General features: G+C 61.3%; 21 protein-coding genes and 1 tRNA gene. 13 read left to right on the plus strand and 9 right to left on the minus strand.

The window, feature by feature from the left end:
* Window positions 1-21: 21 nt before the first annotated feature.
* The 4 genes from ABID16_RS14075 to ABID16_RS14090 form a co-directional block, all read right to left on the minus strand.
* Complete coding sequence (locus ABID16_RS14075) at window positions 22-1,134, minus strand: serine hydrolase domain-containing protein (protein ID WP_354556989.1); 1,113 nt, start codon at window positions 1,132-1,134, stop codon at window positions 22-24.
* 91 nt (window positions 1,135-1,225) lie between these two features.
* Window positions 1,226-2,440, minus strand: coding sequence for a 5-aminolevulinate synthase (hemA, locus tag ABID16_RS14080; RefSeq protein ID WP_354556990.1), 1,215 nt, complete (start codon window positions 2,438-2,440; stop codon window positions 1,226-1,228).
* A gap of 293 nt (window positions 2,441-2,733) precedes the next feature.
* Entirely contained in the window at window positions 2,734-3,528 is a 795-nt protein-coding gene (locus ABID16_RS14085; protein ID WP_354556991.1) for a YdcF family protein, read from the minus strand.
* A 25-nt stretch (window positions 3,529-3,553) separates the two neighbouring features.
* A tRNA-Arg gene (locus ABID16_RS14090) sits at window positions 3,554-3,630 on the minus strand.
* Between the two features lie 192 nt (window positions 3,631-3,822).
* Between ABID16_RS14090 and ABID16_RS14095 the strand changes: the two genes are divergently transcribed.
* Window positions 3,823-5,580: a putative sodium/potassium/calcium exchanger gene (locus ABID16_RS14095; RefSeq protein WP_354556992.1), complete on the plus strand. Its 1,758-nt coding sequence runs from the start codon at window positions 3,823-3,825 to the stop codon at window positions 5,578-5,580.
* A 143-nt stretch (window positions 5,581-5,723) separates the two neighbouring features.
* Window positions 5,724-6,191 carry a pyridoxamine 5'-phosphate oxidase family protein gene (locus ABID16_RS14100; RefSeq protein ID WP_354556993.1) on the plus strand — a complete coding sequence of 156 codons (468 nt, stop codon included), beginning with the start codon at window positions 5,724-5,726 and terminating at the stop codon, window positions 6,189-6,191.
* Between the two features lie 59 nt (window positions 6,192-6,250).
* On the opposite strand, the gene lysS is transcribed toward ABID16_RS14100, so the two are convergent.
* From lysS to ABID16_RS14120, 4 genes are all read right to left on the minus strand, one after another.
* Window positions 6,251-7,747 carry a lysine--tRNA ligase gene (lysS, locus tag ABID16_RS14105; protein WP_354556994.1) on the minus strand — a complete coding sequence of 499 codons (1,497 nt, stop codon included), beginning with the start codon at window positions 7,745-7,747 and terminating at the stop codon, window positions 6,251-6,253.
* A 157-nt stretch (window positions 7,748-7,904) separates the two neighbouring features.
* A complete protein-coding gene (gene gltX, locus ABID16_RS14110; RefSeq protein ID WP_354557242.1) occupies window positions 7,905-9,368 on the minus strand; it encodes a glutamate--tRNA ligase in 1,464 nt (487 codons plus the stop codon).
* A gap of 191 nt (window positions 9,369-9,559) precedes the next feature.
* Entirely contained in the window at window positions 9,560-10,297 is a 738-nt protein-coding gene (locus ABID16_RS14115; protein ID WP_354556995.1) for a TerC family protein, read from the minus strand.
* Between the two features lie 106 nt (window positions 10,298-10,403).
* On the minus strand, window positions 10,404-11,075 hold the full coding sequence (locus ABID16_RS14120) for a TetR/AcrR family transcriptional regulator (protein ID WP_354556996.1): 672 nt from the start codon (window positions 11,073-11,075) through the stop codon (window positions 10,404-10,406).
* A 140-nt stretch (window positions 11,076-11,215) separates the two neighbouring features.
* Here ABID16_RS14120 and ABID16_RS14125 point away from each other — a divergent pair, with 140 nt between their 5' ends.
* The 7 genes from ABID16_RS14125 (at window position 11,216) to ABID16_RS14155 (ending at window position 19,570) form a co-directional block, all read left to right on the plus strand.
* Window positions 11,216-12,439: an HlyD family secretion protein gene (locus tag ABID16_RS14125; RefSeq protein WP_354556997.1), complete on the plus strand. Its 1,224-nt coding sequence runs from the start codon at window positions 11,216-11,218 to the stop codon at window positions 12,437-12,439.
* Window positions 12,440-12,565: 126 nt separating this feature from the next.
* Entirely contained in the window at window positions 12,566-14,152 is a 1,587-nt protein-coding gene (locus ABID16_RS14130) for a DHA2 family efflux MFS transporter permease subunit (protein ID WP_354556998.1), read from the plus strand.
* A gap of 103 nt (window positions 14,153-14,255) precedes the next feature.
* The gene (locus tag ABID16_RS14135) at window positions 14,256-14,732 is read left to right on the plus strand and encodes a GNAT family N-acetyltransferase (protein ID WP_354557243.1); all 477 of its coding nucleotides are present in this window, start codon (window positions 14,256-14,258) and stop codon (window positions 14,730-14,732) included.
* Window positions 14,733-14,809: 77 nt separating this feature from the next.
* Entirely contained in the window at window positions 14,810-15,835 is a 1,026-nt protein-coding gene (locus ABID16_RS14140) for a LacI family DNA-binding transcriptional regulator (protein WP_354556999.1), read from the plus strand.
* A 21-nt stretch (window positions 15,836-15,856) separates the two neighbouring features.
* A complete protein-coding gene (gene xylB / locus ABID16_RS14145) occupies window positions 15,857-17,311 on the plus strand; it encodes a xylulokinase (RefSeq protein ID WP_354557000.1) in 1,455 nt (484 codons plus the stop codon).
* Window positions 17,312-17,483: 172 nt separating this feature from the next.
* Window positions 17,484-18,791, plus strand: a complete 1,308-nt coding sequence (gene xylA / locus ABID16_RS14150; RefSeq protein ID WP_354557001.1) for a xylose isomerase — start codon at window positions 17,484-17,486, stop codon at window positions 18,789-18,791.
* Window positions 18,792-18,919: 128 nt separating this feature from the next.
* Window positions 18,920-19,570: a pyridoxamine 5'-phosphate oxidase family protein gene (locus ABID16_RS14155; protein ID WP_354557002.1), complete on the plus strand. Its 651-nt coding sequence runs from the start codon at window positions 18,920-18,922 to the stop codon at window positions 19,568-19,570.
* A gap of 12 nt (window positions 19,571-19,582) precedes the next feature.
* On the opposite strand, the gene ABID16_RS14160 is transcribed toward ABID16_RS14155, so the two are convergent.
* Window positions 19,583-20,605, minus strand: coding sequence for a LacI family DNA-binding transcriptional regulator (locus tag ABID16_RS14160; RefSeq protein WP_354557003.1), 1,023 nt, complete (start codon window positions 20,603-20,605; stop codon window positions 19,583-19,585).
* 176 nt (window positions 20,606-20,781) lie between these two features.
* Here ABID16_RS14160 and ABID16_RS14165 point away from each other — a divergent pair, with 176 nt between their 5' ends.
* The 4 genes from ABID16_RS14165 (at window position 20,782) to ABID16_RS14180 (ending at window position 25,608) form a co-directional block, all read left to right on the plus strand.
* Entirely contained in the window at window positions 20,782-22,305 is a 1,524-nt protein-coding gene (locus tag ABID16_RS14165; protein ID WP_354557004.1) for a sugar ABC transporter ATP-binding protein, read from the plus strand.
* Between the two features lie 64 nt (window positions 22,306-22,369).
* Window positions 22,370-23,380: an ABC transporter permease gene (locus ABID16_RS14170; RefSeq protein ID WP_354557005.1), complete on the plus strand. Its 1,011-nt coding sequence runs from the start codon at window positions 22,370-22,372 to the stop codon at window positions 23,378-23,380.
* 68 nt (window positions 23,381-23,448) lie between these two features.
* Window positions 23,449-24,396 (plus strand): substrate-binding domain-containing protein, encoded by a 948-nt coding sequence (locus ABID16_RS14175; RefSeq protein ID WP_354557006.1) that lies wholly within the window; start codon window positions 23,449-23,451, stop codon window positions 24,394-24,396.
* A gap of 156 nt (window positions 24,397-24,552) precedes the next feature.
* Entirely contained in the window at window positions 24,553-25,608 is a 1,056-nt protein-coding gene (locus ABID16_RS14180) for a sugar phosphate isomerase/epimerase family protein (RefSeq protein ID WP_354557007.1), read from the plus strand.
* Window positions 25,609-25,632 lie beyond the last annotated feature (24 nt).

The raw sequence follows: 25,632 nt of genomic DNA on the forward strand, positions 1-25,632 counted from the left end.
GGGGTCGTGCCGGCTGGCCCGTCAAACCCCGTAGACTGCCCGCCGCAAATTCTCCGGAAACGCCCCAAGGCACCCCTCCAGCGCCGTGTTGCTGAGCGACACCATCGTCACGCCCGCTGCCCGGTCCACCAGCCACGTATTCCCATAAACCCCGCCCCATTGCACCGCGCCCCTGGCCATGGTGTTCAGCGCGACGCTCGGGTCTTCGCAGACGGCGCCGAAGAAGCCGAAGCGCATTCCGGGTTCGGAAGGTGTATCGCCGACCTGGTTTGAGAAGCCGGCCTCGGCGAGTTTGGGGCTTAGGACGCGGCCGCCGCCGCGGGCGAGTGTGTCCAGCAGCGTCATGACCTCGCCTGCCGTGCCCGCCATGCCTCCGCCTCCGGATTGAAAAATCTTGTCATCCAAGATGCGGGACGGCCAGAAGCCGCCCGACCAGCCGGATTCACGCGGGGGATAATAGGGGTTGGGCATGCGGATTGCGCCATCAGGACCGTCCGCATAGGCGACCGCCAGCCGTTCGATGCCTGTCACATGAAAGCGGCTGTCCTTCAATCCAAGGGGCGCGCATACATAATGGTTGATCACCTCTTCCAGCGTGCCGCCATGAAGCTTGGCGATGAGAGCGCCGAGAATGTCGATGCTGAGGGAATAAGCCCAGGCCGTTCCCGGCTCGAAAGCGAGCGGCACGTTGTTCAGCGAACTGAACTTCTTCTGCGCGTCCGTATCAAGAGTCCCGGTCACCTCAATGTCTTTCGGATCGAGTTCCTCCAGCACGAGATTATACGTCAATCCCGATGTATGCGTCAGCAGGTGGCGGATGGTGATCGGGGCCGGCTCGCCGTTCGGACCCTTCGGGTGGAACCAGGGCAGATGATCGACCGCGCGGTCGTCGAGGCCGAGTTTGCCCTTGTCGATCATCGCGAGCGTCGCTGCGGCCACGAAGGGTTTGGTGACCGAGGCGAGCCGAAAGATCGTGTCTTCGCGCGTGCGCCTCTCCGCTTCGCGGTCGGCATAGCCGGCTGCCCGGCTATAGATTTCCTTGCCGTTCTTGCGGACCTTGACGACGCAGCCGACAATGGTCTTTCGGGCAATGGCGGTGTCGATGACGCGGTCGAGGCGGTCCTGCATGGACATGGGCAAATCCTGATTTGATGCTCGATACAGAAAACGGAGCATGTTGCCATGCTCCGTTCAATTCAGAAATATTGATGTGTGGTTCAGCCGTTTATGCGACGGCGCGCGCCAAGGCGCAGCGCGACCACAGGCTATGCAGTGCGCCGACCAGATGGCGCAGGTCCTCGTCCGTGTGGAACGGGCTCGGCGTGATTCGCAGGCGCTCGGTCTTCTTCGGCACGGTCGGGTAGTTGATCGGCTGAACGTAGATGCCGTAATTGTCGAGCAGCAGGTCGGAGATCCACTTGCACTTGGCGGCATCGCCGACGAGAACCGGCACGATATGGCTCGGGTTCGGCATATGCGGGATGCCTGCGGCGTTGAGCATGTTGCGGAGCGTGCGCACACGCTCCTGATGACAGAGCCGCTCTTGGCTGCTTGCCTTCAGATGCTTGATCGAGGCGAGCGCGCCTGCGGCAATTGCCGGCGGCAGCGAGGTCGTGAAGATGAAGCCGGAGGCGAAGGAGCGGACGAAGTCGATCAGCGCGGTTGAGCCGGTGATATAGCCGCCCATGACGCCGAAGGCCTTGCCGAGCGTGCCTTCGATCACGGTGATGCGGTCCATCACGCCGTCGCGTTCGGCAATGCCGCCGCCGCGCGGGCCGTAGAGGCCAACGGCATGGACTTCATCGAGGTAGGTCATCGCGCCGTAGCGGTCGGCAATGTCGCAGATCTCCTTGATCGGCGCGATATCGCCATCCATGGAATAGACCGATTCGAAGGCGATGAGCTTCGGGGCTGCCGGGTCGGCGGCGCGCAGCTTTGCTTCGAGGTCCTTGAGATCGTTGTGCTTCCAGATCACGCGTTCGCATTTCGAATGGCGAATGCCTTCGATCATCGAGGCATGGTTGCCGGCATCCGAGAAGATGATGAGGCCGGGGATCTTGGCGCCGAGCGTGCCGAGCGAAGCCCAGTTGGACATGTAGCCGGAATTGAAGAGGAGGGCGGCTTCCTTGCCATGCAGGTCCGCGAGCTCGCGCTCCAGCAGGACGTGGTAATGGTTGGTGCCGGAAATGTTGCGGGTGCCGCCGGCACCGGTGCCACATTCGTCAATGGCCTGCTTCATCGCGTCCATGACGGCTTCGTTCTGGCCCATGCCGAGATAGTCGTTGGAACACCAGACGGTCACTTCCTGCGGGCCGTTTTCCGTGTGGCGGATTGCCTTGGGGAAGTTGCCACGCTGACGTTCAAGATCAGCGAAAACGCGATATCGGCCTTCCTGGTGCAAACCGTCCAGCTCGTTTTTGAAAAAGGCCTCGAAATCCATTCTCGTCTCCACACCCTGCCATGGCGTTTTCAGGTTTCACGCGATCCCCGTCAAGTCCCGACAGTTAGATTCCTTCTAAACTGCGGCAATTCGCGCATCACGTTTTTGTGGGGTGCTGGCGGTCAGTCCACGCCCCTCATCAACCTTGCTAGCATCGGGAAACGCTCATCCAATTGATGTATGTCAACAGACGTTGTTTTCTGAAGTTTGTCCGGTATCCCCTCCGTCCACATACTTCGTTTTCCACAATTCTCGGAAAGTTTTAAGGATTGTTTACCATCGCCTCCGGCAAATCAGGGAGCGGGAAACAGCGTTTTCGATTTGCCGGACAGCCAGTAGCCGAGAAGACCGATCCATTCATGGGTGGCGGCGTCAACCAGGCCCAATCCGTTCGAAACCGAGTCCGGGAAGACGAAAAGTCTGGACAGGCCGAAGGTGCGATAGCCCACAGGATAGGGGATCACATCGAAGCCGACCGCACGGAAGGCGCCGACGGAGCGCGGCATATGGGCGGCTGAGGTCACGAGAAGCCAGCGTTCTCCCGGCCTGGGCTTCAGCGCTTCCAGGCTGTAGCGGGCGTTTTCAGCCGTTGTGCGCGACTTCTCCTCCATTTCGATCCGCTCCGCAGGTATTCCCAGATTGACGAATAAGGCCTTGGTCAGCGCCGATTCGGTATTGGCGCCCGGATCGCCGAAATGGCCGGTGCCGCCGGAGAGGAAGACGCGCGCCTGCGGATATCGGACTGCAAGCACAGCCGTTTCGGTCACCCGTTCTGCTGCCGAGTCGATGATCGTCGTATGGCGGGCCGGCGAAAGATCGACATCCACGGGGCCGCCCAGCATGATGATCCCGGTCGGGGGCTCCGCAATCACCGGCTGCGGGAACCGGTCCTCAAGAATTGCCTGCGGCACATTGGCAAGCGGCGTCAGCCCGAAGGCCAGCGTCAGCAGGATCGATGTCGTGCAAAGCGCAATGCCTTTGCGGCGTCTGCGCAAGGTGAGGAGAACGACACCGAGAACGCCAATCAGCATGAAGAGCGTCGACGGCGTGGTGGCGAGACCGATCAGCTTGGAAATGACAAAAAACATACGGGCTCATGAAAATCCGGGGGGATGGTGATCCCGACGCGATTCGAACGCGTGGCCTACAGATTAGGAATCTGTCGCTCTATCCTGCTGAGCTACGGGACCATTGAAACTTTCAATACTAAAGCCGTCAGGAGAAGCCAAGGCTTTTCTACCGCTCACTGCCAGTCGGAAATGGTTCCGCCGACCCTTTGAATACCGCTGATTTGGTTAATCATTCCGAAATACGGGCCTGCGATACTTCATGCGGCTGAAAAGCCGGATTTGTATCTCGTTGAACGGCAAATGTAGGTCTGATTGGTCAAGCTTCCGAAGAAGATGGTCATCATCGCGTCCGGTGTGGTCGTCCTCACCGGGGCCTCGGGCGCGACTGCGTTTTTCATTGGCAAAGACCGCATTCTCGGCCCCTCGGCGAAGGAACTCGGCGGTGTGGAATGCACCGACGTGATCCGCGTTGCCGACATGCGCAAGGATCGCGCGCCTTGGCTGCGCAAATTCGTGCGCGTGCCGCCCGGCACCGATGGCATCACGCGCGTCAAGACGGCGCTCCGGGTCGCCAAGAAGGTGCAGGAAACTCTCCCCGCCGATCTTATTGAGATTGCAGTGCTCGATCAATCAGGGCCGGACAAGCGCGCCGAGATGCGCGGGCGGGCGATCGGGGCTGAAGTCATCCTCGTGAGGGACGCCGCGAAGGTTCCCGGCATTACCGAGCCCTACACGATCCAGTATTACCAGGGTGCGGCGAGCGGCACCGGCATGTTCTATGGCGAGGAAGCTACCATGACCTCGGCGGAAGCCGAAGAGCTTCTGGAGAAGATGAAGGATCTGAACGACTGCGCGCCGCCGCCTGGCAAGGAAGAGGCTGGCGACAAGAAGGGCGAGAAGAAGAAAGAGAAAAAACCGAAGCCGGAAAAGAAAGACAAGAAGAAGGAAGGCGAAGGCCACGAGGCGGGCGCCAAGGAAGGCGAAGCCGGCAAGAAGGAAGAAGCCAAGAAGGAAGAGCCGAAGAAGGAAGAAAAGCCCGAAGTCGTCTTCCCCAACGATGTCTTCGGAAAGATGCAGAAAGCTGCCTTCCAGAAGGCCGAGGCTGCCGCCGCCGCAGAGGAAGAGGCGAAGAAGCACGAGGAAGTCAAGGAACCCGGCATGTTCGGCAAGATGCTCGGCATGGTGGGACTTGGCAGCAAGGAAGAAGCTCCCGGCGAACATGGCGCTACGCAGGAGGGCGGTGATCATTCGGCGCCGGCCGACGAGAGCAGTGGCGAGCACACCGCGCCCGCAGAAGCTGGTGGCGACGAGCGTGCCCCGGAGGCGGTGAAGCCCTCGGCGGGACATGAGGCGAAGGGGGAGCCGAACGGCGAAACTAAACCGACCACGAAGCACGAAGCCAAGCCGGAAGCGAAATCCGAAAGTGGCAAGCCGGAAAAGGTGAAATCCGAAGGCGCCAAGAAGGAAAAACCCGCCGAGGAAGCTGCGGCCGCGCCCGAGGAAAAGAGTGGGGGCTTCATGTCGAAAATGCTCGGCATGGTGGGTCTCGGTGGCGACAAGCCCAAGGACACGATCGAGCATTCCGGCGGACCCTCGATTGTCAGCGGCAAGAAGGTGATCAAGGAAGAGCCAGCCCATGGCGCGCCGTCCAAGCCGGAAGCGCAAGGGGAAAACAACGCACCTGCTCACGGCGCTGCTCCGGCACCGGGCGAACATTCGACGGAGCCTGCCAAGTCGTCCGCAGGTGAAGATCATGCCGCACCCGCAGGACACGGCGCTGCGGCCGATCATCCGCCCGCAAACGCTGAAGGCCCGGCAAGTGCTGGAGGCGAAGACAAGGCCAAGGCGGAAAGCGGCGACCATGCCTCCCAAGCTGCACCTGGGGCGGACGCAAACGTCGATGCCGCGGCGGGCCACGACAAGCCGCCAGCACAAGAGACATCTTCCCAGGATGCGCCGAAGCTCGATGCGATGAAGACCAAGGATCATGTTCCGGTCTCGGCGGAGGGCGAACATGCGGCCGAAGAGCCGAAGCCGTATGATCATGCGCCGGCGGCGCATGGCGGGTAACAATTCCCAGGCCCCATGGTTCATTTCGCCGGAACTCAAGTCCAGGGCCCGCGCCTCGCCGACATCATGCACCTGTGCTAGAGACAGGAACACGTTCCGGAGCATGAGGGAAGAGGATGGGCGAAGATCAATCGAGAACGGCGATGTCTGAAGCCTTGCGTGCGGATGTGTCGGCCAGCGTCTTGTGCTGGCTTGCAACGGCGGATGCTGAGGGGCATCCGAATGTGTCTCCCAAAGAGATGTTCACGACGCTGGGTGACGACAGTCTCGTCATTGCCGATATCGCCTCGCCAAGGAGCGTCGCCAATATTCGCATCAATCCGCGGGTCTGCGTCAGCTTCGTCGACGTGTTCCGCCAACGCGGGTTCAAGGTCGAGGGCAAGGCCAGTCTCGTCGAGCAGGGGCATCCATCCTTCGAAACAGTCGCAGCCGACCTTCTCCAAATGGCGGGGCCGGATTTCCCCATCCGCGCGGTCATTGTGGTCGCCATCGACAAGGTGTCGCGCATCTGGGCGCCGAGTTATCGGCTGTTTCCCGAACGCTCGCTGGAGGAGCGGATGCAGGCGGCCTACGACACCTATGGTGTGGAGCCGAAAGCCAAACCGGAATGAAAAAGACCTCCGGAAACGTCCGGAGGTCCTGAATTGTCTGCGGTGATCGCGCTTTGCGCTCAATCTGCCTTCTGGCGGCGGGCGGGGAAGAGGATGATGTCTCGGATCGACGGGGCGTTGGTGAGCAGCATGATCAGGCGGTCGATGCCGATGCCGAGGCCGCCGGCCGGGGGCATGCCCTGGTCGATGGCGTCGAGGAATTCCTCATCCAGCTGCTTGTCCTTTTCGCCGCGGGCATGGGCCTGTTCCAGCTGTTCCACCATGCGGCGGCGCTGTTCTTCCGGATCGTTGAGTTCCGAGAAGGCGTTGCCGAGTTCCCAGGCGTTGCAATAGGTCTCGAAGCGTTCAACGAGGCGCGGTTCGCCCGGCACTTCCTTGGCAAAGGGCGAGATGTCCTTCGGGAAGTGGGTGACATGGCTCGGCTGGACCAGCGTGCCTTCTACCTTTTCTTCAAAGATGAAGGCGAGGCATTCGCCCCAGGTCCAGTCCTTCTCGACCTCGAAGCCGGCAGCCTTTGCAGCAGCGCGAGCTTCCTCGTCGGTCTTGATCGACAGGAAGTCGATGCCGGTTGCGTCCTTGACTGCGTCAGGCATGGGCACGCGCTTGAACGGGCCCTTGAAGGAGATCTGCTTGTCGCCGAAGGGGAAGTCCGTCGTGCCGTGGATCTGCAAGGCGAGCGCCTCGAACAGACGTTCGACGAGGCCCATGATGTCCTCGTAGTCGGCATAGGCCCAGTAGCACTCCATCATGGTGAATTCGGGATTGTGCCGGGTGGAGACGCCTTCGTTGCGGAAGTTGCGGTTGACCTCGAAGACCTTGTCGGTGAGGCCCGAGACCAGCGTGCGCTTCAGGAACAGTTCCGGCGCGATGCGCAGGTACATGTCGAGCTTCAGCGTGTTGTGATGCGTCTTGAAGGGCTCGGCGGTCGCGCCGCCATAGACCGAATGCAGCATCGGCGTTTCGACTTCCATGAAGCCTTCCTGCTCCATGAAGCGGCGGACGCCGGAGATGATCTTCGAACGCTGCTGGAAGCGGAGCTTGGACTCCTCGTTCGTCATGATGTCGAGATGGCGCTTGCGGTAGCGCAACTCGATGTCCGACAGACCATGCCACTTTTCCGGCATCGGCAGCAGCGCCTTGGTCAGCATGGTGATCGTGTGGACGTTGACGGTCAGCTCGCCGCGCTTGGTGCGGCGGACTTCGCCGGTGACGCCGATGATATCGCCGAGGTCGATCAGCGGCAGGAGGTTGCGCGCCTCTTCGGACGTCACGTCCTTGTGGCTGAAGACCTGAACCTTGCCCGACGCATCGACGATGTCGATGAACATGCCGGAGTTGCGGTTGGAATAGACGCGGCCGGCAACGGTGACGATGTCACCCGTCAGCGTGTCGGGCTCGATGTCCTTGTACTTCTCGGCCAGTTCCGCATTGGTGATCGTGCGGTGGAAATGCGCCGGATAGACATCGCCGATCGTCTCGCGAAGCTTGGCGAGCTTCTGCGCGCGCACTTCGGTGACGTCGGAGGAGAGGGCGGTTTCAGGTGTCTTGTCGGTCATGGTCTTATCCGTTTTGTTCCTGCTGGGTCTTCTCCCCTTGGGGAGAAGGTGCCCGAAGGGCGGATGAGGGGTTCCCTTTCGCGGCGTGGGAACCCCTCATCGCCTCACTCTGTTCGGCACTTCTCCCCAAGGGGAGAAGAGGGCGCGCGTTGCGCGCTTATTTCTTCTCAGCCTCGACGCCGAGCTTGACGGCGGTGGCTGCGGATTTCAGGCGCTGGCGGACGACGGAGCGGCCCAAGATGGCCATGCTGTCGAAGAGCGGCAGGGAGCGCGACGAGCCGGAAACGGCGATGAAGAGCGGCGCGAGAACGTCGCGCAGCTTCTTGTCCATCCGTTCGGAGATGGCGCGCAGTTCCGCCTCGATGCTTTCGACGTTCCATTCGACAATCTTCTCGAGATCGGCCTGCGCCGTTTCGAGGATCGCCTGTACGTCGGCGAGCGGCACCTTCTTGATATTGGCGAAGTCTGCGGCGGTGAGGCCGAGATCGCCCTTCAGCAGGAAGCCTGCGAGGTCCGGCAGGTCGGAGAGGCGCGTGATGCGGCTCTGCGAGAGCTTCATGCCTTCGCGGAAACGATCGTTTTCCTGCGCCCAGGCGAGCACGCGGGTGACGAAATCCGTTTCGGTCAGGCCTTCGCGCAGCCAGCGGCCGTTCAGCCAGTCGAGCTTCTGGATGTCGAAGATCGCACCGGCCTTGTTGAGGTTTTCCGGGTCGAACTTTGCGGCCAGCTGGTCCATCGTCAGCATCTCTTCGCCTTCGGCGATCTGGATGAAGAACAGGCCGAGGAAGTTCATCAGCGCTTCCGGCAGGTAGCCGAGTGCGGAGTAATAGGAGATCGAGGTCGGGTTGCGACGCTTGGAGAGCTTCGTCTTGTCGGCGTTGCGCATCAGCGACAGATGCATGAATTTCGGCGGTTCGAGGCCGAGATATTTGTAGAGGAGAATGTGCTTCGGCACGGAGGCCAGCCATTCCTCGCCGCGCGCGACATGGGTGATCTTCATCAGATGGTCGTCGACGACATTGGCCATGTGATAGGTCGGCATGCCGTCGGCCTTGAGCAGGACCTGCATGTCGACGCTATCCCACGGGATCGACACGTCGCCATAGACGCCGTCGTTGAACTCGCAATTGCCTTCCGTCGGGATTTTCATGCGCACGACGGAGGGTTCGCCCGCTGCCATGCGGGTCGTGACTTCCTCGGCTGTCAGCGACAGGCAGCGGCCGTCATATTTGGGCTGCTGGCCGGCGGCGCGCTGGGCGGCGCGCATTTCTTCCAGACGCTCGGGCGTGCAGAAGCAGCGGAAGCCGTGGCCGGCGGAGACGATCTTCTCCACATAGTCGCCATAGATATGCTTGCGGTCAGACTGGCGATAGGGGCCATAGGGGCCGCCGACATCCGGGCCTTCCGACCATTCCAGCCCGCACCATTTCAGCGCGTCCAGCACCTTGGTCTCGAATTCCGGCGTCGAGCGGGTCGCGTCGGTGTCTTCAATACGCAGGATGAAGGTGCCGTTGTTCTTCTTGGCGAAGAGATAGTTGAACAGCGCGATATAGGCAGTGCCGACATGCGGTTCGCCGGTGGGCGAGGGCGCGATGCGGACGCGGACGTTGGATGCGGTCATCGTCATGGGTCTTTGGCAAGGCAGATTGCAGGAAGCCCCTTGTCAGGGCCGGCTCACAATCATGCAGGTTCCGAAAAATAGCGCCCCTGCCGTGACAGGTCGCGGCAGGGGAAGTCGGTCTGCTTTACGCCATATCCGCCATCAAAGGTCAAGTGAAGCGATCACCTGAGGCCTTTGACGGCAGGAAAGGGCTAGCCTTTGCGTTGCTTGGCATTGCGCGCCAGCATGTTCAGGATCTCGACCAGCGCCGAGAAGGCCATGGCGGCATAGATGTAGCCCTTGGGCACATGGAAGCCGAAACCGTCGGCAATCAGCGTCGTGCCGATCATCAGCAGGAAGCCCAGCGCCAGCATGACGATGGTCGGGTTGCGCTCGATGAAGTTGGCAAGCGGATTGGCGGCCAGCATCATGGTCGCGACGGCGACGAGAACCGCGATCACCATGACGGGCAGGTGTTCGGTCATGCCGACGGCGGTGATGATGCTGTCGACGGAGAAGACGATATCGAGGAGGATGATCTGGAAGATCGCCGCGCCGAAGCCGATCGTGACCTTGGCGTCCAGCTTCTGGTCTTCCTGTTCGACCGGGTCGGTGCTGTGGTGGATTTCCTTGGTGGCCTTCCAGACGAGGAAGAGGCCGCCGGCGATGAGGATCATGTCTTTCCAGGAGAAGTCGTGGCCGAAGGCATTGAAGACGGGCGCGGTCAGTTTCACGATCCAGGCGGCGAAGCTCAGGAGCACGAGGCGCATGATCAGCGCCAGCGATATGCCGATCATGCGCGACTTGCTGCGATGTTCGGGCGGAAGCTTGTTGGTGAGGATCGAGATGAAGATGAGGTTGTCGATGCCGAGCACGACTTCCATGGCGATCAGCGTGATGAGCGCCGCCCAAACGGCGGGGTCCTGGGCAAGGATGATAAGGTTGTCCATTGTTCACCGTCTTGGTTACATTGACGGCGCACATAGGTATTGACGCCGCCGCCGCCAAGAGGGGCGCCAGTCAAAAACCGAATTTCAACTTGCGCTGATATGCCGCTCAGGCGGCATAAGCTTTCATGAACACGCGGATCGCCGAACGTACCGTCCGTTCTATTTCCGAATCTTCGGGCTGGCCGCATTCGTTGAACAGGCAAGGCTTGAAAAGCCCTGCCGTGCAGAGATCGGCAAACTGGCGCGCGGCCAGAAGTGGATCGTCCAGAACCAGCTCGCCCTTTGCAGCGCGTGTGGCCAGATAGTCCTTGAGGCGATAAGCGCCGCGCGTCGGGCCGCAATTCAGGAACATGTTTGCGACTTCCGGCATGTCGTCAATGACGCCCAGGACCATGCGCAGGCTGCGCACCGTGTTCGGATTTGTCATATGCCGGCCGAACATCATGCCGAAATCGAAGAGAACCAATTCCAGCGGCTTATCGTCGACCAGAATGCTGCTGACGGCATCGAAGATGCGTTCACGCTCGCGTTGGATCAGCCCCGCAAAGAGCTCTTCCTTATTGTTGAAGTAGACATAGATCGTTCCTTTCGAAACGCCTGCCGCCTTCGTGATATCGTTCATGCTTGCGCCGTCGAAGCCGTTCGCGGCGAAGACCTTCTTCGCTCCGTCCAGGATCTGGTCGCGTTTCGCCGGGTTCTCGCCTGCGCCGAGACGACCCTGACCTTCAGGGCTGAGACGGCTGCGGCTGACGGCGCTCATTTCGCCAATGGCTGTCATGCCGGATGCTTCCCTAAACCGATTCTTAATTAACTGAACCGTTCGGTTCGATTTCCCTTGATATGGGGTAAAATATGGATTATGTCAACGTCAATGACTGAACCGTTCGGTTCGAAACCTCCTTATCAGGAAATTATATAATGGCCAAGAATGCAGGCAATGCAGCCGTTCAGCTTGTCGATGGCGAAGAGACTGTCGGGACCGCTCGCGAAGAAGCGTCCTCCAGGGCTGTCGATGCTGAAGTGCGCGCCGAGGCAAAGCCCGCTGCACCCGTCGTCGAAAAGAAGGCTGCGCCCCGCAAGCGCGGCCGCGGTCGTCTCGTTCTGGGCGTCATCGTACTCGCCGCTCTTGCAGGCGGCGCCTATTACGGACACGAATGGTGGACCAACGGTCGCTTCATGGTTTCCACCGACGACGCTTATATCGGTGGCGATATCAACTATGTCGCGCCGAAGGTCGGCGGGTATGTGAAGACGGTCAACGTCAAGGCCAATGATTACGTCAAGGCTGGCGATCCGCTCGTCACGCTTGATGACGGCGACTATCGCATTGCGCTCGAGCAGGCCCGTGCGCAGCTCGCCACGCAGCAGCTCTCGCTGAAGTCCATCGATGCGCAGCGTCTCGTTGCTGTCGCGTCCGTTCAGCAGGCTCAGGCCAAGTTGAAGGCTTCGGAAGCTGCCCTTCACGGCGCCCAGCTGACGCAGGATCGTGCCAGCAAGCTGCAGTCGCAGGAGGTTGCCAGCGCCTCGTCGCTCGACAAGGCCAATGTGGCGCTCGAACAGGCCCAGGCCGATGTCGGTGCCTCGAATGCGGCCATCGAGTCCGCCAATGCGAACATCAAGGCGATCGATGCACAGCATGCGCAGGCCGAAAGCATGATCAAGTCGCTCGAGCTTGCCATCCAGAAGGCGGAGCGCGACGAGAGTTTCACGGTTCTGCGCGCGCCGTTCGACGGGATTGTCGGCAATCTGTCGGTGCAGGATGGTGATCTCGTGACGCCCGGCATGCGGCTCGCTGCCGTCGTTCCGTCCGATGCGCTCTACATCGACGCCAATTTCAAGGAAACGCAGATCGCTTCGATCCAGCCCGGCCAGACGGTCGGCATTCATGTCGATGCGCTCGGCGATAAGCATATCGAGGGTAAGGTCCTGTCGATTTCGCCGGCCTCCGGCGCAGTCTTCTCGCTTCTGCCTGCCGAAAATGCCACGGGCAACTTCACCAAGATCACCCAGCGGCTGCCTGTCCGTATTGCAATCCCCAAGGATGCGCTTGCAACGCATCGTCTGATGGCCGGCCTGTCGGTTGTTGTCGATGTCGATACGCGCACGACGCCCGTCTCCCCCAAGACAGCGTCCGCTCAGTAACGGCATCCGGAAGGTTTGCGCGGAAGAGACTAGACGCGCAAACCTTCCATCTCATTGTTCTACCCAATCGTGGTCGATGAACCGCGAGTCATTTTTGCCGGGACTGCTCCGGTTGAGGGAATGGCCATGGCCAACGATATCGCGAAGGACGTGAAGGCAGGCATACCGCCAGAACCTCCAGTCTCGCGACGCAGCGTCTTTGCGTTCTTCGCGATGGTTCTCGGCATGTTCATGGCCATCCTGGACATCCAGATCGTTTCGGCCTCGCTGTCTGAAATCCAGGCGGGTCTTGGGGCGAGCTCGGATGAAGCCGCCTGGGTGCAGACGGCCTATCTGGTGGCGGAAGTCATCATGATCCCGCTGTCGGGCATGGCCGCGCGCATTCTTTCGACGCGCGTCATGTTCACGATCTCTGCGGCCGGCTTTACCGCCGCCAGTGCACTGGCAGCGACGGCAACCAATATCGACCAGATGATCATCTACCGCGCCTTCCAGGGCTTCATCGGCGGCGGCATGATCCCCTCTGTGTTTGCGGCAGCCTTCATCATCTTCCCGCCATCCAAGCGCCCGATCGTGTCGCCGATCATCGGTCTCATCGCGACGCTCGCACCCACGATCGGCCCAACCGTCGGCGGTTATCTCAGCCACAGCTTCTCCTGGCACTGGCTGTTCCTGGTCAACGTGCCGCCCGGCATCATCGTGACGATTGCCGCCTGGACGCTCATCGATTTCGACAAGCCGGAGCCGGGTCTTGCCCGCAATTTCGACTGGACCGGCCTGATCAGCATGGGCGTCTTCCTGGGCGCACTGGAATATGTTCTCGAAGAAGGCAACAACAAGGGCTGGCTGCAGGACGAGAAGATTGCCATCGGCGCGGTTGCGATCGTCATTGCCGGCCTCGTCTTCTTCTACCGTGCTTTCACGGCGAAGTTTCCGATCGTTGATCTCAAGGCGTTCACCAACCGAAACTTCGCTTTCGGCACCGCCTTTTCCTTCATCATGGGCGTCGGCCTTTACGGGTTGACCTATCTCTATCCCGTCTATCTCTCGGCCATCCGCGGCTATGATTCGCTGATGATCGGCGAGACGATGTTCGTCTCCGGTCTCGCCATGTTCTTCACGGCGCCCGTTGCCGGCATCATGTCGCGCAAGCTCGATCCGCGGGTCATGATGATGATCGGTTTCTTCGGTTTCGGCTGCGGCACGCTGATGATGACCCGTATGACGGCCGACTGGGATTTCTGGGAACTCTTCGTTCCGCAGATCCTGCGCGGCTGCTCGATGATGATCGCCATGGTGCCGATCAACAACGTGGCGCTCGGCACGCTGCCGCCGGACCGTATCCGCAACGCGTCCGGCCTCTATAATCTCAGCCGTAACCTTGGCGGTGCCGTAGGACTTGCGGTGATCAACACGATGCTGACGCGCCAGACCCGGTCGCACTACGAGCAGCTTGCCGAGCATGTCCAGTGGGGCCGGCCGGAAGCACGCGACATGGTCACCTCCATGACCAACAAGTTCAACGCACTGGGTCTCGATGGCGGCACGGTGGCGATCAAGCAGCTGGCCGGCATGGTGAAGCAGCAGGCCTATATCCTGTCCTTCATCGATGTTTTTCTTCTGCTGACCTCGCTTTTCGCCCTGCTCGTCGTGTCTTCCTTCCTCATCCAGAAGCCGGAAGGTCCGGCAGGTGCCTCCGGCGGCGGTCATTGACGCTGAGAATGGTCGCGCTACGGTCTCCGCAACCCTTTGAGTCGCGGATGCCGGGAGATGTGATCTGTCAGAAGAGCCCGTCCTTGAGACCGAACGCCTGATCCTGCGTCCGCCGCGTGCGGATGATCTGCCCGGTTGGGCCTTGATGATGGCCGATCCCGACAATTCCCGTTTCATCGGCGGCCCACTCGGCGCGCGTGCGGCCTGGGCGAGCCTCTCGATCATGGCAGGGGCGTGGGGCCTGCACGGCTTCGGCAACTTCTCCGTTCTGCTAAAATCCACCGGTGAATGGATCGGCCGCGCCGGCCCCTGGATGCCGCCGGGCTGGCCGGGGCCGGAGATCGGCTGGGCCTTCCTGAAGGATCATTGGGGGCAGGGTTATGCCGCCGAGGCCACGCGGGCGACGATTGCCTGGTCGCGCGAGGCGCTCGGCTGGGACCATGCGATCCACATCATCCATCCGGAAAATTCGCCCTCCATGGCACTGGCCGAGCGCATCGGCTCCCGCTTCGAGCGCGAGATCCCCCCACGTGCGCTCGACAACGCTGTGCCGCTTCTGATCTTCTCCCAAAAATTCTGATTTACGTACCTCAAAATTCTGCTAAAAGCATTTCGCGTGAATTGCGCTCATGCGATTTTGCGTTTCGGGGAGAGACCATGCGGCCGACTGTTCACGATATTGCCGAAAAAGCGGGGGTGAGTCTCGCCACGGTGGATCGTGTTCTCAACAATCGTCCCGGCGTGAGGGCCAAGACGCGGGCGCTGGTCGAGGAGACCATCGTCCGGATCGGTTATGTCCGTGATGTCGCAGCCGCCAATCTGGCGCGCAAGCGGCTCTATCGTTTCGAGTTTCTGATCCCGAATAGCGACAACTCGTTTCTCGACCAGTTGCGGGTTGCGGTCAGCGATGTTGCTGCGCTCTCGCGGATCGAACGGATCGAGATCGGCATGCGCGAAGTCGCGGCCTTCGATCCCGCTTCCCTTGTTGCCGCGATGCGTGAGGCGATGGCGGGAGAACCTGACGGAATTGCCATGGTCGCCATCGATGACGACGCGGTGCGCGCCGTCGTGGCCGAGGCAAATGCCGCCGGGATTGCCGTCGTGACCGTCGTTTCCGATCTGCCGGGCTCAGAGCGAGTGCATTACGCCGGCATCGACAATCTGGCGGCCGGCCGCACGGCGGCGAGCCTGATGGGACGATTCATCGGCGGCAGGGGCACCGTCGGCGTGATTGCCGGTTCGCTCAATGCCCGCGACCACGGCGAACGTCTGGCCGGGTTTGAAGAGGCGCTGCGGCGCGATTTTCCCGGCGTAGCGGTCCTCCCGGTCATCGAGGGGCGCGATGATCCGAAGCGGGTCGAGCGTGAAGCGGTGGTACTTCTGAACGCACGTCCGGACCTTTCCGGCCTCTACAGCCTCGGGGCCGGTAATCGCGGTCTCGTCAAGGCGCTGCGGGCAAATGCCGCCGCGCGGCATCTGCCCGTGATCGCCCATGAGTTGACGGCGACGACACGGGCGGCGCTGTCGGAAGGGCTTTTCGACGCGGTGCTCAATCAGGATGCGGGCCATGAGGTGCGCAGCGCCGTGCGGGTCATGAAGGCGCATGCCGATGGGCTCCATACCGTGGACGCGCAGGAGCGCATCCGCATCGACATTTTCTTGAAAGATAACATGCCCCAGTAAAGGCGGGCGGGAGGAAACAGAATGTATCTCGGTCTCGATCTCGGCACGTCCGGCGTCAAGGCGCTTCTCATCAACGACAACCAGACGATCCTTGCCTCCGGCAATGGGTCGCTGGATGTCTCGCGGCCGCATTCCGGCTGGTCGGAGCAGGACCCGGCGCATTGGTTGCGGGCAACCCGCGAGGCCGTCGCCGCCATCAAGGCGAGCCATCCCGAAGCGCTCGCCTCGGTCAAGGGTATCGGCCTTTCCGGACATATGCATGGCGCGACGCTGGTCGATGCTGCGGGCAATGTTCTACGCCCCTGCATCCTCTGGAACGACACGCGCTCCTTTGCAGAGGCTGCCAAGCTCGATGCCGATCCGTGCTTCCGCGACATCACCGGCAACATTGTTTTCCCCGGCTTCACCGCGCCGAAGCTGGTGTGGGTGAAGAACAACGAGCCGGACATCTTCGCGAAGGTCGCCAAGATCCTGCTGCCGAAGGATTATCTGCGGCTCTGGCTGACGGGCGAATATCTTTCCGAAATGTCGGATTCGGCTGGGACGAGCTGGCTCGATACGGGCAAGCGGGCATGGTCGACCGAGCTGCTGGCGGCAACCGATCTCGAAGAAAGCCAGATGCCGGGTCTTGTCGAAGGGACTGCGGAAGCGGGTGTCTTGCGCGCCGAACTGCTGGCCGAATGGGGCATGGTGGGCCGCGTCGTCGTGGCCGGCGGTGCAGGGGACAACGCGGCCTCGGCGGTCGGCATGGGCACGGTGCATTCGGGCTCCGCCTTCGTTTCGCTCGGCACGTCGGGTGTGCTTTTTGCGGCGAACGATCGCTATCTGCCGAACCCGGCAAGCGCGGTCCATGCCTTCTGCCATGCGATCCCGAACACATGGCACCAGATGGGCGTCATTCTCTCGGCGACGGATGCATTGAACTGGCATTCGCATGTCACGGGCAAGAGCGCTGCCGAGCTTTCCGCTGAACTCGGCGATACGCTGAAGGCGCCCTCTGGTGTCACCTTCCTGCCCTACCTCTCCGGCGAGCGCACGCCGCATAACGATGCCAAGATACGCGGCGTCTTTGCCGGGCTGGAGCATGAGTCCTCGCGCGTCGTGCTGACCCAGGCTGTGATGGAAGGCGTGACCTTCGCGATCCGCGACAATCTCGCGGCGCTGAATGCCGCCGGCACGACGATTTCGCGCGTCACCGCCATCGGCGGCGGCTCGCGCTCGCGCTACTGGCTGAAATCGATCGCCACCGCGCTCAACATTCCGGTCGATATCCCTGCGGACGGCGATTTCGGCGCGGCCTTCGGAGCGGCCCGGTTGGGGCTGTTGGCGGCGACCGGGGCCGACCCGCTTTCCGTCTGCACGGCACCGAAGACGGCGGAGACGGTGGAGCCGGTAACGGCGCTATCGGCGGCTTACGACGAGGCCTACCGACGCTACCGCGCGCTGTATCCGGCGGTGAAGGCGGCGATGGGGTGAGGTTTCAGGGTGCGGCAATAAAGACCCCTCCCCAACCCTCCCCACACGGGGGAGGGGGAGTGACCGCCGCGCCTCTGTCCGTCTCCCCCCTTGTGGGGGAGATGGCGGCAGCCAGAGGGGGAGCCCCTCGGCTCAAAATTCGAATGAACAACATGGGAAGGAGAACACCCCAATGAGCACAGGCTTTTTCGGCGATATTTCGAAGATCAAATATGAAGGCCCGGACAGCACCAATCCGCTGGCTTTCCGCTTCTACAACCCCGACGAGGTCGTCATGGGCAAGCGGATGGAAGACCATCTGCGCTTTGCCGTGGCCTATTGGCACACGTTTGCCTGGGAGGGCGGCGATCCCTTTGGCGGGCGCACCTTCGACCGTCCCTGGTTCGACGGCGCGATGGACAAGGCCAAGCTGAAGGCCGACGTGGCGTTTGAATTCTTCCAGCTGCTCGGCGTGCCGTTCTATTGCTTCCACGATGCCGATGTGCGTCCGGAAGGCAAGAACTTCGCCGAAAACACGAAGAACCTCAACGAGATCGTCGACTACTTTGCCGAAAAGCAGGCCGCGACCGGCGTCAAGCTGCTCTGGGGCACCGCGAACCTCTTCTCCAACCGCCGCTTCATGTCGGGCGCCTCGACCAATCCCGATCCGGATGTGTTTGCCTATTCGGCCGCGACCATCAAGACCTGCATGGACGCCACGATGAAGCTCGGCGGCGCGAACTATGTTCTGTGGGGCGGTCGCGAGGGCTATGAAACGCTGCTCAACACCGACCTGAAGCGCGAACTCGACCAGATGGCGCGGATGCTGCACATGGTCGTCGAATACAAGCACAAGATCGGCTTCAAGGGCGCAATCCTCGTCGAGCCGAAGCCGCAGGAACCGTCGAAGCATCAGTACGACTACGATGTCGCGACCGTCTACGGCTTCCTCAAGACCTACGGTCTCGAAAACGAAGTGAAGCTCAATATCGAGCAGGGCCACGCGATCCTCGCAGGTCACAGCTTCGAGCACGAACTGGCGCTGGCCAATGCGCTCGGCGTCTTCGGCTCCATCGACATGAACCGCAACGATTACCAGTCCGGCTGGGATACCGACCAGTTCCCCAACAACGTTCCGGAAATGGCGCTGGCCTATTACCACGTTCTGGCCGGCGGCGGCTTCTCGACGGGCGGCACCAACTTCGACGCCAAGCTCCGCCGTCAGTCGCTCGACCCGGAAGACCTGTTGATCGGTCATATCGGCGGCATGGATTGCTGCGCCCGCGGCCTTAAGGCAGCCGCCAAGATGATTGAGGACAAGGCGCTTTCCGGCCCGCTCGCCGCCCGCTATGCCGGCTGGGACAAGGCCGAAAACAAGGCCATGCTGTCGGGCGGAAGCCTCGAGTCGATTGCCGAGCGGGTTCTGGCGAACGACATCAATCCGCAGCCGAAGTCCGGCAAGCAGGAACTGCTGGAGAATATCGTCAACCGTTACGTCTAAGCGGTTCCAAAAGTCTGCGACGGGGGCGTTCCAGTTCCCGTCGCGGAATTCCTCAGCCTTCACTGCTGAGATGCCGACATACGAAGTCATGGCCCGCAGATCGAGATCGATTTTTGAAAGGCAAGACGATGACCGAGTTCGCGATCAATCCGGAATTTCTCATCAAAGACGAGCAGGCGTTGCGCGGGCTTTTCCCGCCGACGCATGATCTGGCTGCGCTGAAGTGCCTCGACAAGCTGGATCACCACGCGCAGGATTTTATCCGGCGCTCGCCTTTTCTGTGCATCGGCACACAGAGTGCCGATGGAACGTCAGACGTCAGTCCGCGCGGTGATCCGGTGGGTTTCGTGCAGATTCTCGATCAGAACACGCTGGCCATCCCCGATCGCCCGGGAAACAACCGCCTCGATACGCTCTCAAATATCCTCTCCAATCCCAACGTCGGCCTCCTGTTTATCGTACCCGGCTTCGACGACACGTTGCGCGTCAATGGTCAGGCTTCTCTCGTTACGGATCCCGGCATTCTTGCCGGAATGGCGGTCAATGATCGGCTACCCCGGCTTGCCATCGTGGTGAAGGTGAAGGAGGTATTCCTGCATTGCGCCAAGGCTTTCCGACGCTCGCATTTGTGGAGTCCGGAGCATTTTCAGGACCGTCGCACGATGCCGTCGCTTTCAAAAATCATCCTGGATCAGACGACGGGCGCTCCGGAAAGCGAGGAGGAAATGCGTGAGATCGATAGCGGATTGGAAGCAGCCTACAAGGCTTCGATGTACTGAATAGGCATCCGTTCAGCGCAGCCCCTTCGGCGGCCCCACCGAATTGCGCACCACCAGATCCGGCATCAGCAGAATTTCCCCGTCCGGCGTTACACCGTCGCCCAGCAGATCCAGCAGTAAGGCCATGGCCCGCTTGCCGATGGCCGTTCGTGGCTGGCGGATGGTGGTCAGCGGGGGCGACATGAAGCCGGAGAGCGGCACGTCGTCGAAGCCGGTGACGGAAAAGTCGCGTGGGATATTGTAGCCGCGCGCCGTCAGACCCAGCATGACCCCGATGGCAGTCTGGTCGTTGACGCACATGAAGGCGGTGGGCAGGCGGTCCTGCATGAAGAGTTGCTCAAGGGCCAGGCGGCCGCTTTCGATCGTGCCGTCGCCATCGATGACGATGCGGTTTTCGGGCCGCATATTGGCGGCGTCCATGCCTTCCTCGAAGCCCTGCCGGCGGCGGCTATAGGCAAGGCGCGTGCGGCTGTCGCCGATGAAGGCGATCTTGCGATGGCCCTCCGCCAGCAGCAGGTCGATGAGCTTGCGGGCGCCCGCCACATCGTCGACGCCGACATAAGGCAGGCCGCCATTATAGATCGGCTCGAAGACGCCGACGGTTGCCGGCAGGCGCGCGGTCATCGTCTGGTGGCCGAAGGGCAGGATGCCGGTGAAGAGGATCAGCCCCGCAGCCTGGTTCGAATTGAGGAATTTCAGATATTCGAGCCCGCGCTGGGCATCGTTCTGCGTGTGGCCGATCAGGATGCCGTAGCCATGGGCGCGAGCTTCGTTTTCGAGGCCGACAAGGATGTTGGAAAAGTTCGGGTCGCCGATATCGGGCGCGACGACGAGGATCATGTTGGAGCGGCCAAGGCGGAGGCTGCGCGCCATGGCATTCGTCGTATAGCCGGTGATGGCAATGGCCTGATGGACCTTCAGCCGAGTCGAGTTCGCCACCTTTTCCGGCGTGTGGATGGCGCGCGAGACCGTGGCAATGGAAACCTCGGCAATGCGGGCGACATCTTCAATCGTAGCGGGCGTGGAATTCGACACGGAATAGCCTTGGTCTCATGCTCGCCGGGACACTACACGGAGTTTGCCGCAGGTCAAACGAGACCGGCAGAAATCGGTGAGTTGTGCTCAATGTAAACCTTTACATAGCTCATGTAAAGGTTTACATAATCGCTCAAGGAGGCGCTTTCGGGAGAAAGGCGCCCGGGAGGACGATCATGGAGACGAGCGCTGAGAGTGGCCGCACGCCCGTGCTTGCGGCGCGGCGGATCAGCAAATCCTTCAATGGCGTGCAGGTGCTGTTCAGCGTCAATTTTGACCTGCAGCCAGGCGAAATTCATGCGCTGGTCGGCGAGAACGGGGCCGGCAAATCCACCTTCGTAAAGATCATGTCAGGCTTCGAACAGCCAAGCTCCGGCGAGATCCTGCTCGACGGCAAGCCGGTGCGGCTGCCGGCCAATGGACAGGCCGAGCATCTCGGCATCGTCATCATCCACCAGGAATTCAACCTTGCCGAACATCTGACCGTCACCGAGAGCCTGTTTCTCGGTCGAGAGATCACGCGCTTCGGTGTGCTCGACCGCAAGCGCATGCGCGCCGAGACGCGCCGCGCGCTCGATCTCCTGGGCTCGCGCATCGACGAGAATGCGATGATCAGTTCGCTTCCTGTCGCTGACCGGCAGATGGTCGAGATCGCCAAGGCGATCAGCAAGGATGCCCGCGTCATCTTCATGGATGAACCAACGGCGGTTTTGTCCAAGGAGGAGACGGCGGTTCTCTTCGAGCAGGTGCGCAAGCTGCGCGACACGGGCACGAGCTTCGTTTTCGTCTCTCACAAGCTGGACGAGGTGCTGGAGTTGACGGACCGCGTCACGGTTCTGCGCGACGGTCAATGGGTGAAGACTGCGCCGACCTCGATGCTGGATGGCGAGTCCATCGCCCAGCTGATGGTCGGGCGCGAATTGTCGAGCCTCTATCCGGCGAAGCGCGAACCGGATGTGGACGAGGAGATCGTGCTTGTCGCGCGCGGCATCACGACCGGCTTCGTGCGGGACGCCAGTTTCGAGGTCCGCAAGGGTGAGATCATCGGCTTTTCGGGTCTGATCGGGTCCGGGCGCACGGAATTGATGGAAGCGGTCGCCGGCTTAAGGCCGCGCCATGCGGGCGAGGTGACGATCAAGGGCGTTTCCATGTCCTCCGGCGACGCGCATGCCGCGAACCGCGCAGGGCTCGCCTATATGACCAAGGACCGCAAGTCGAAGGGGCTGTTGCTGGGCTCCCGCATGGCGGTGAACCTGACGCTGCAATCGCTCGATCAGCATGGCAAGTTCGGTTATCTCAGCCCGAAGAGCGAGGCGAATGCGCTGGCGCGGGCCATGCGCCGCTTCGATATCCGGGTTCGCGATGGGCGCGTGGTCGCGGGGCGCATGTCGGGCGGCAACCAGCAGAAGCTGATGCTCGCCAAGGTCATGGAGACCGAGCCGGAAATCATCATCATCGACGAGCCGACGCGCGGTATCGATGTCGGCACCAAGCAGCAGATCTATCATTTCATCTCGGCCTTGGCGCGGGCCGGCAAGTCGATTGTCGTCGTCTCCTCGGAACTGCAGGAGGTGATCGGGCTCTGCACGCGCGTCGCCGTCATGCGCGAGGGCCGCATCGTCGGCTGGCTCGAGGGCGACGAGATCAACGAACAGGAAATCATGCGCTATTCCGCCGGTCTGAAGAAGATGGCTGGCTGAGCGCGGATAGGTAACGCAGAGGGGCCGCTAGAGCCTCGGCATGCATCGGGAGGAAGTCTTGGACATGAGTGTGGACGGTGAGGGACAGGCAGCGGAAAAGCCCCGGTCATTCCTCAAGGAGATCGATCTGCGAGCCGTTGCGCCCTTCTTTGCATTGGCGCTGCTGCTGATTGTCGGGGCTTTCACCAATCCGAATTTCATCGGCATCGACAATCTTGCGAATGTGGCGACCCGCAGCGCCTTCGTGGCGATCATTGCGGTGGGCGCAACCTTCGTCATCTCCTCGGGCGATCTCGACCTTTCGGTTGGCTCCATGCTGGCCTTTGTCGCCAGCCTGATGATCCTGTTCATGAATTCCGGCGCGATTGCCGATCCGCATCTCATGCTGGCCGCGGCTGTCGCCTTTGCCATCTTTGCAGGTGCTGCCTGCGGCCTGCTCAACGGGCTTGTCACCACGCTCGGGCGGATCGAGCCCTTCATCGCCACACTGGGGACGATGGGCATCTATCGCGGTCTGACGACGTGGCTCTCGCAAGGGGGCGCAATCACGCTGCGCTCGCCGGAGATCCAGAATATCTACCGCCCGGTCTATTTCGGCTCCTTCCTCGGCCTGCCGATCCCGATTGTCTGCATTCTCGTCGTCACGCTGATTGCCGCCTTTCTGCTTTATCGCACGCGCTATGGCCGGCATGTGGTGGCGGTAGGCTCCAATCGCGATGTGGCGCGCTATTCGGGCATCGCAGTCGATCGCGTCCGCACCATCGCCTTCATCATCCAGGGTCTTTGTGTGGCGATTGCCGTGCTTCTCTATGTGCCGCGTCTCGGGTCGACCTCGGCCACGACCGGTATTCTTTGGGAACTGCAGGCGATCACCGCCGTCGTCGTCGGCGGCACGGCGCTCAAGGGCGGGGCAGGGCGCGTCTGGGGCACGATCTGCGGGGCCTTCATTCTCGAGCTGGTCGGCAACATCATGCTGCTTTCCAACTTCATCAGCGAATATCTGATCGGCACCATCCAGGGCTCGATCATCATCATTGCGATGCTCGTCCAGCGCTCGCTGACGCGCAAATCGTGAAGCACGGGTCCGGTTATCAGGGGCGTCCGGACCTTGGGAGGAAAGACCCCTTCGACAGGGAGTGAGACATGTTCAAGAAAATGATCGGCACGGCGTTTCTCGCCGTCGCCATGGCAAGTGCTGCTTATGCGGCAGACGTCAAGAAGACCATCGGCGTTTCCATTCCGGCCGCAGACCACGGCTGGACGGCGGGCGTCGTCTATCACGCCGAGCGCGTGGCGAAGCTCATCGAGAAGGAATATCCGGGCGCCAAGGTCATCGTGAAGACCTCGCCGGATGCGGCGAGCCAGGCCAACGCCATCCAGGATCTGGCCGTGCAGGGGCTCGACGCGCTCGTCATCCTGCCGACGGATCCGGATCCGCTGGTCAACGCCATCAAGCAGGTGAAGGACAAGGGCACGTTCGTGTCCATCGTCGACCGTGCGCCGAGCGTCAATGACGGCACCGTGCGTGACCTTTACGTGGCCGGCAACAATCCGGCGCTGGGCGAAGTCGCCGGCGAGTATATCAAGAAGAACACGCCGGATGCGGAAGTCGTGGTCATTCGCGGTCTGCCGATCCCGATCGACCAGCAGCGCCAGGACGGCTTCGACAAGGGCATTGCCGGTTCCAAGGTGAAGGTTCTCGACCGCCAGTTCGGCAACTGGAGCCGCGACGATGCGTTCAAGGTGATGCAGGACTTCCTGACCAAGTACAAGAAGATCGACGTCGTATGGTGCCAGGATGACGACATGACCGTCGGCGTGCTGCAGGCCATCGAGCAGGCCAAGCGCACCGATATCAAATATGTCATCGGCGGCGCCGGCTCCAAGGACATGATCAAGAAGGTCATGGACGGCGACAAGATGATCCCGGTCGATGTGCTCTATCCGCCGGCCATGGTGGGCACTGCCCTGCAGCTCACGGCGGCGGCGCTCTACGGCCAGGTTCCGGTCAAGGGCACCTATACGCTGGATGCGACGCTGGTCACCAAGGACAATGCCAAGAACTTCTACTTCCCCGATTCGCCTTACTGAGGGTTCGCCTTATCGAGGCCGGGGTTACCCCTTGCATATCCCCGTCTGCCCGGTTTTGCCGGGCAGACTTTTTTCAACAGGCACGTTGCGGCAGAGCAGTTGAAATCCGCCGCGATGTGCTTACTGTAACGTTGCAGTTCCTGTCGGGAGGACATGATGAAGACGATCAAGGGGCCGGGGCTTTTCCTGGCACAGTTTGCTGGCGATGCAGCGCCGTTCAATTCCTGGAAATCCATCACCAAATGGGCGGCCGATTGCGGCTACAAAGGCGTGCAGGTTCCGACCTGGGACGGCCGGCTTTTCGATCTGGAGAAGGCCGCGACCTCCAAGACCTATTGCGACGAGATTGTCGGTGTGGCGAAGGAGAATGGCGTTGTCATCACCGAGCTTTCGACCCATCTTCAGGGCCAGCTCGTTGCTGTCCATCCGGCCTATGACGAGGCTTTCGATGGCTTTGCAGCGGACAAGGTGAAGGGCAATCCCAAGGCCCGGCAGGAATGGGCGGTCGATCAGGTGAAGAAGGCGCTCACCGCGTCCAAGAACCTCGGCCTCACCGAAATGGCATCCTTCTCCGGCGCGCTGTGCTGGCCCTATGTCTATCCGTGGCCGCAGCGCCCGGCGGGGTTGGCTGAAACTGCGTTTGATGAACTGGCGCGTCGCTGGCTGCCGATCCTCGATCATGCCGCTGAATGCGGCGTCGATGTCTGCTACGAGATCCATCCGGGCGAAGATATCCACGATGGTGTCACATTCGAGATGTTTCTTGAGCGCGTGAAGAACCATACGCGTGCCAACATGCTCTACGACCCGTCGCATTATGTTCTGCAATGCCTGGATTATATCGACCACATCGACATCTATCATGAGCGGATCAAGATGTTCCACGTCAAGGATGCCGAGTTCAATCCGACCGGCCGTCAGGGCGTCTATGGCGGCTATCAGTCCTGGGTCAACCGGGCCGGGCGCTTCCGCTCGCCGGGCGACGGGCAGGTGGATTTCGGCGCGATCTTTTCGAAACTGACGGCCTACGATTTCTCCGGCTGGGCGGTCGTGGAATGGGAATGCTGCCTCAAGCATCCGGAAGACGGCGCGCGCGAGGGGGCGGAGTTCGTCAAGAACCATATCATCCGCGTCACCGAAAAGGCCTTTGACGATTTCGCCGGCGGCGGAACGGACGAGGCGGCCAACCGGCGCATGCTCGGCATCGCGTAAGCAACGACTATCCAAGGGAGAGAA

Origin of the sequence: Limnomicrobium aquaticum (assembly GCF_040545545.1) — a bacterium.
Taxonomy (GTDB): domain Bacteria; phylum Pseudomonadota; class Alphaproteobacteria; order Rhizobiales; family Rhizobiaceae; genus Ensifer_A; species Ensifer_A aquaticum.

Coding starts and splice junctions, on each gene's coding strand:
- ABID16_RS14075 (WP_354556989.1), bottom strand. CDS start 1,134: ATGTCCATGCAGGACCGCCTCGACCGCGTCATCGACACCGCCATTGCC.
- hemA (WP_354556990.1), bottom strand. CDS start 2,440: ATGGATTTCGAGGCCTTTTTCAAAAACGAGCTGGACGGTTTGCACCAG.
- ABID16_RS14085 (WP_354556991.1), bottom strand. CDS start 3,528: ATGTTTTTTGTCATTTCCAAGCTGATCGGTCTCGCCACCACGCCGTCG.
- ABID16_RS14100 (WP_354556993.1), top strand. CDS start 5,724: ATGTCTGAAGCCTTGCGTGCGGATGTGTCGGCCAGCGTCTTGTGCTGG.
- lysS (WP_354556994.1), bottom strand. CDS start 7,747: ATGACCGACAAGACACCTGAAACCGCCCTCTCCTCCGACGTCACCGAA.
- gltX (WP_354557242.1), bottom strand. CDS start 9,368: ATGACCGCATCCAACGTCCGCGTCCGCATCGCGCCCTCGCCCACCGGC.
- ABID16_RS14115 (WP_354556995.1), bottom strand. CDS start 10,297: ATGGACAACCTTATCATCCTTGCCCAGGACCCCGCCGTTTGGGCGGCG.
- ABID16_RS14120 (WP_354556996.1), bottom strand. CDS start 11,075: ATGACAGCCATTGGCGAAATGAGCGCCGTCAGCCGCAGCCGTCTCAGC.
- ABID16_RS14125 (WP_354556997.1), top strand. CDS start 11,216: ATGGCCAAGAATGCAGGCAATGCAGCCGTTCAGCTTGTCGATGGCGAA.
- ABID16_RS14130 (WP_354556998.1), top strand. CDS start 12,566: ATGGCCAACGATATCGCGAAGGACGTGAAGGCAGGCATACCGCCAGAA.
- ABID16_RS14140 (WP_354556999.1), top strand. CDS start 14,810: ATGCGGCCGACTGTTCACGATATTGCCGAAAAAGCGGGGGTGAGTCTC.
- xylB (WP_354557000.1), top strand. CDS start 15,857: ATGTATCTCGGTCTCGATCTCGGCACGTCCGGCGTCAAGGCGCTTCTC.
- xylA (WP_354557001.1), top strand. CDS start 17,484: ATGAGCACAGGCTTTTTCGGCGATATTTCGAAGATCAAATATGAAGGC.
- ABID16_RS14155 (WP_354557002.1), top strand. CDS start 18,920: ATGACCGAGTTCGCGATCAATCCGGAATTTCTCATCAAAGACGAGCAG.
- ABID16_RS14165 (WP_354557004.1), top strand. CDS start 20,782: ATGGAGACGAGCGCTGAGAGTGGCCGCACGCCCGTGCTTGCGGCGCGG.
- ABID16_RS14170 (WP_354557005.1), top strand. CDS start 22,370: ATGAGTGTGGACGGTGAGGGACAGGCAGCGGAAAAGCCCCGGTCATTC.
- ABID16_RS14175 (WP_354557006.1), top strand. CDS start 23,449: ATGTTCAAGAAAATGATCGGCACGGCGTTTCTCGCCGTCGCCATGGCA.
- ABID16_RS14180 (WP_354557007.1), top strand. CDS start 24,553: ATGAAGACGATCAAGGGGCCGGGGCTTTTCCTGGCACAGTTTGCTGGC.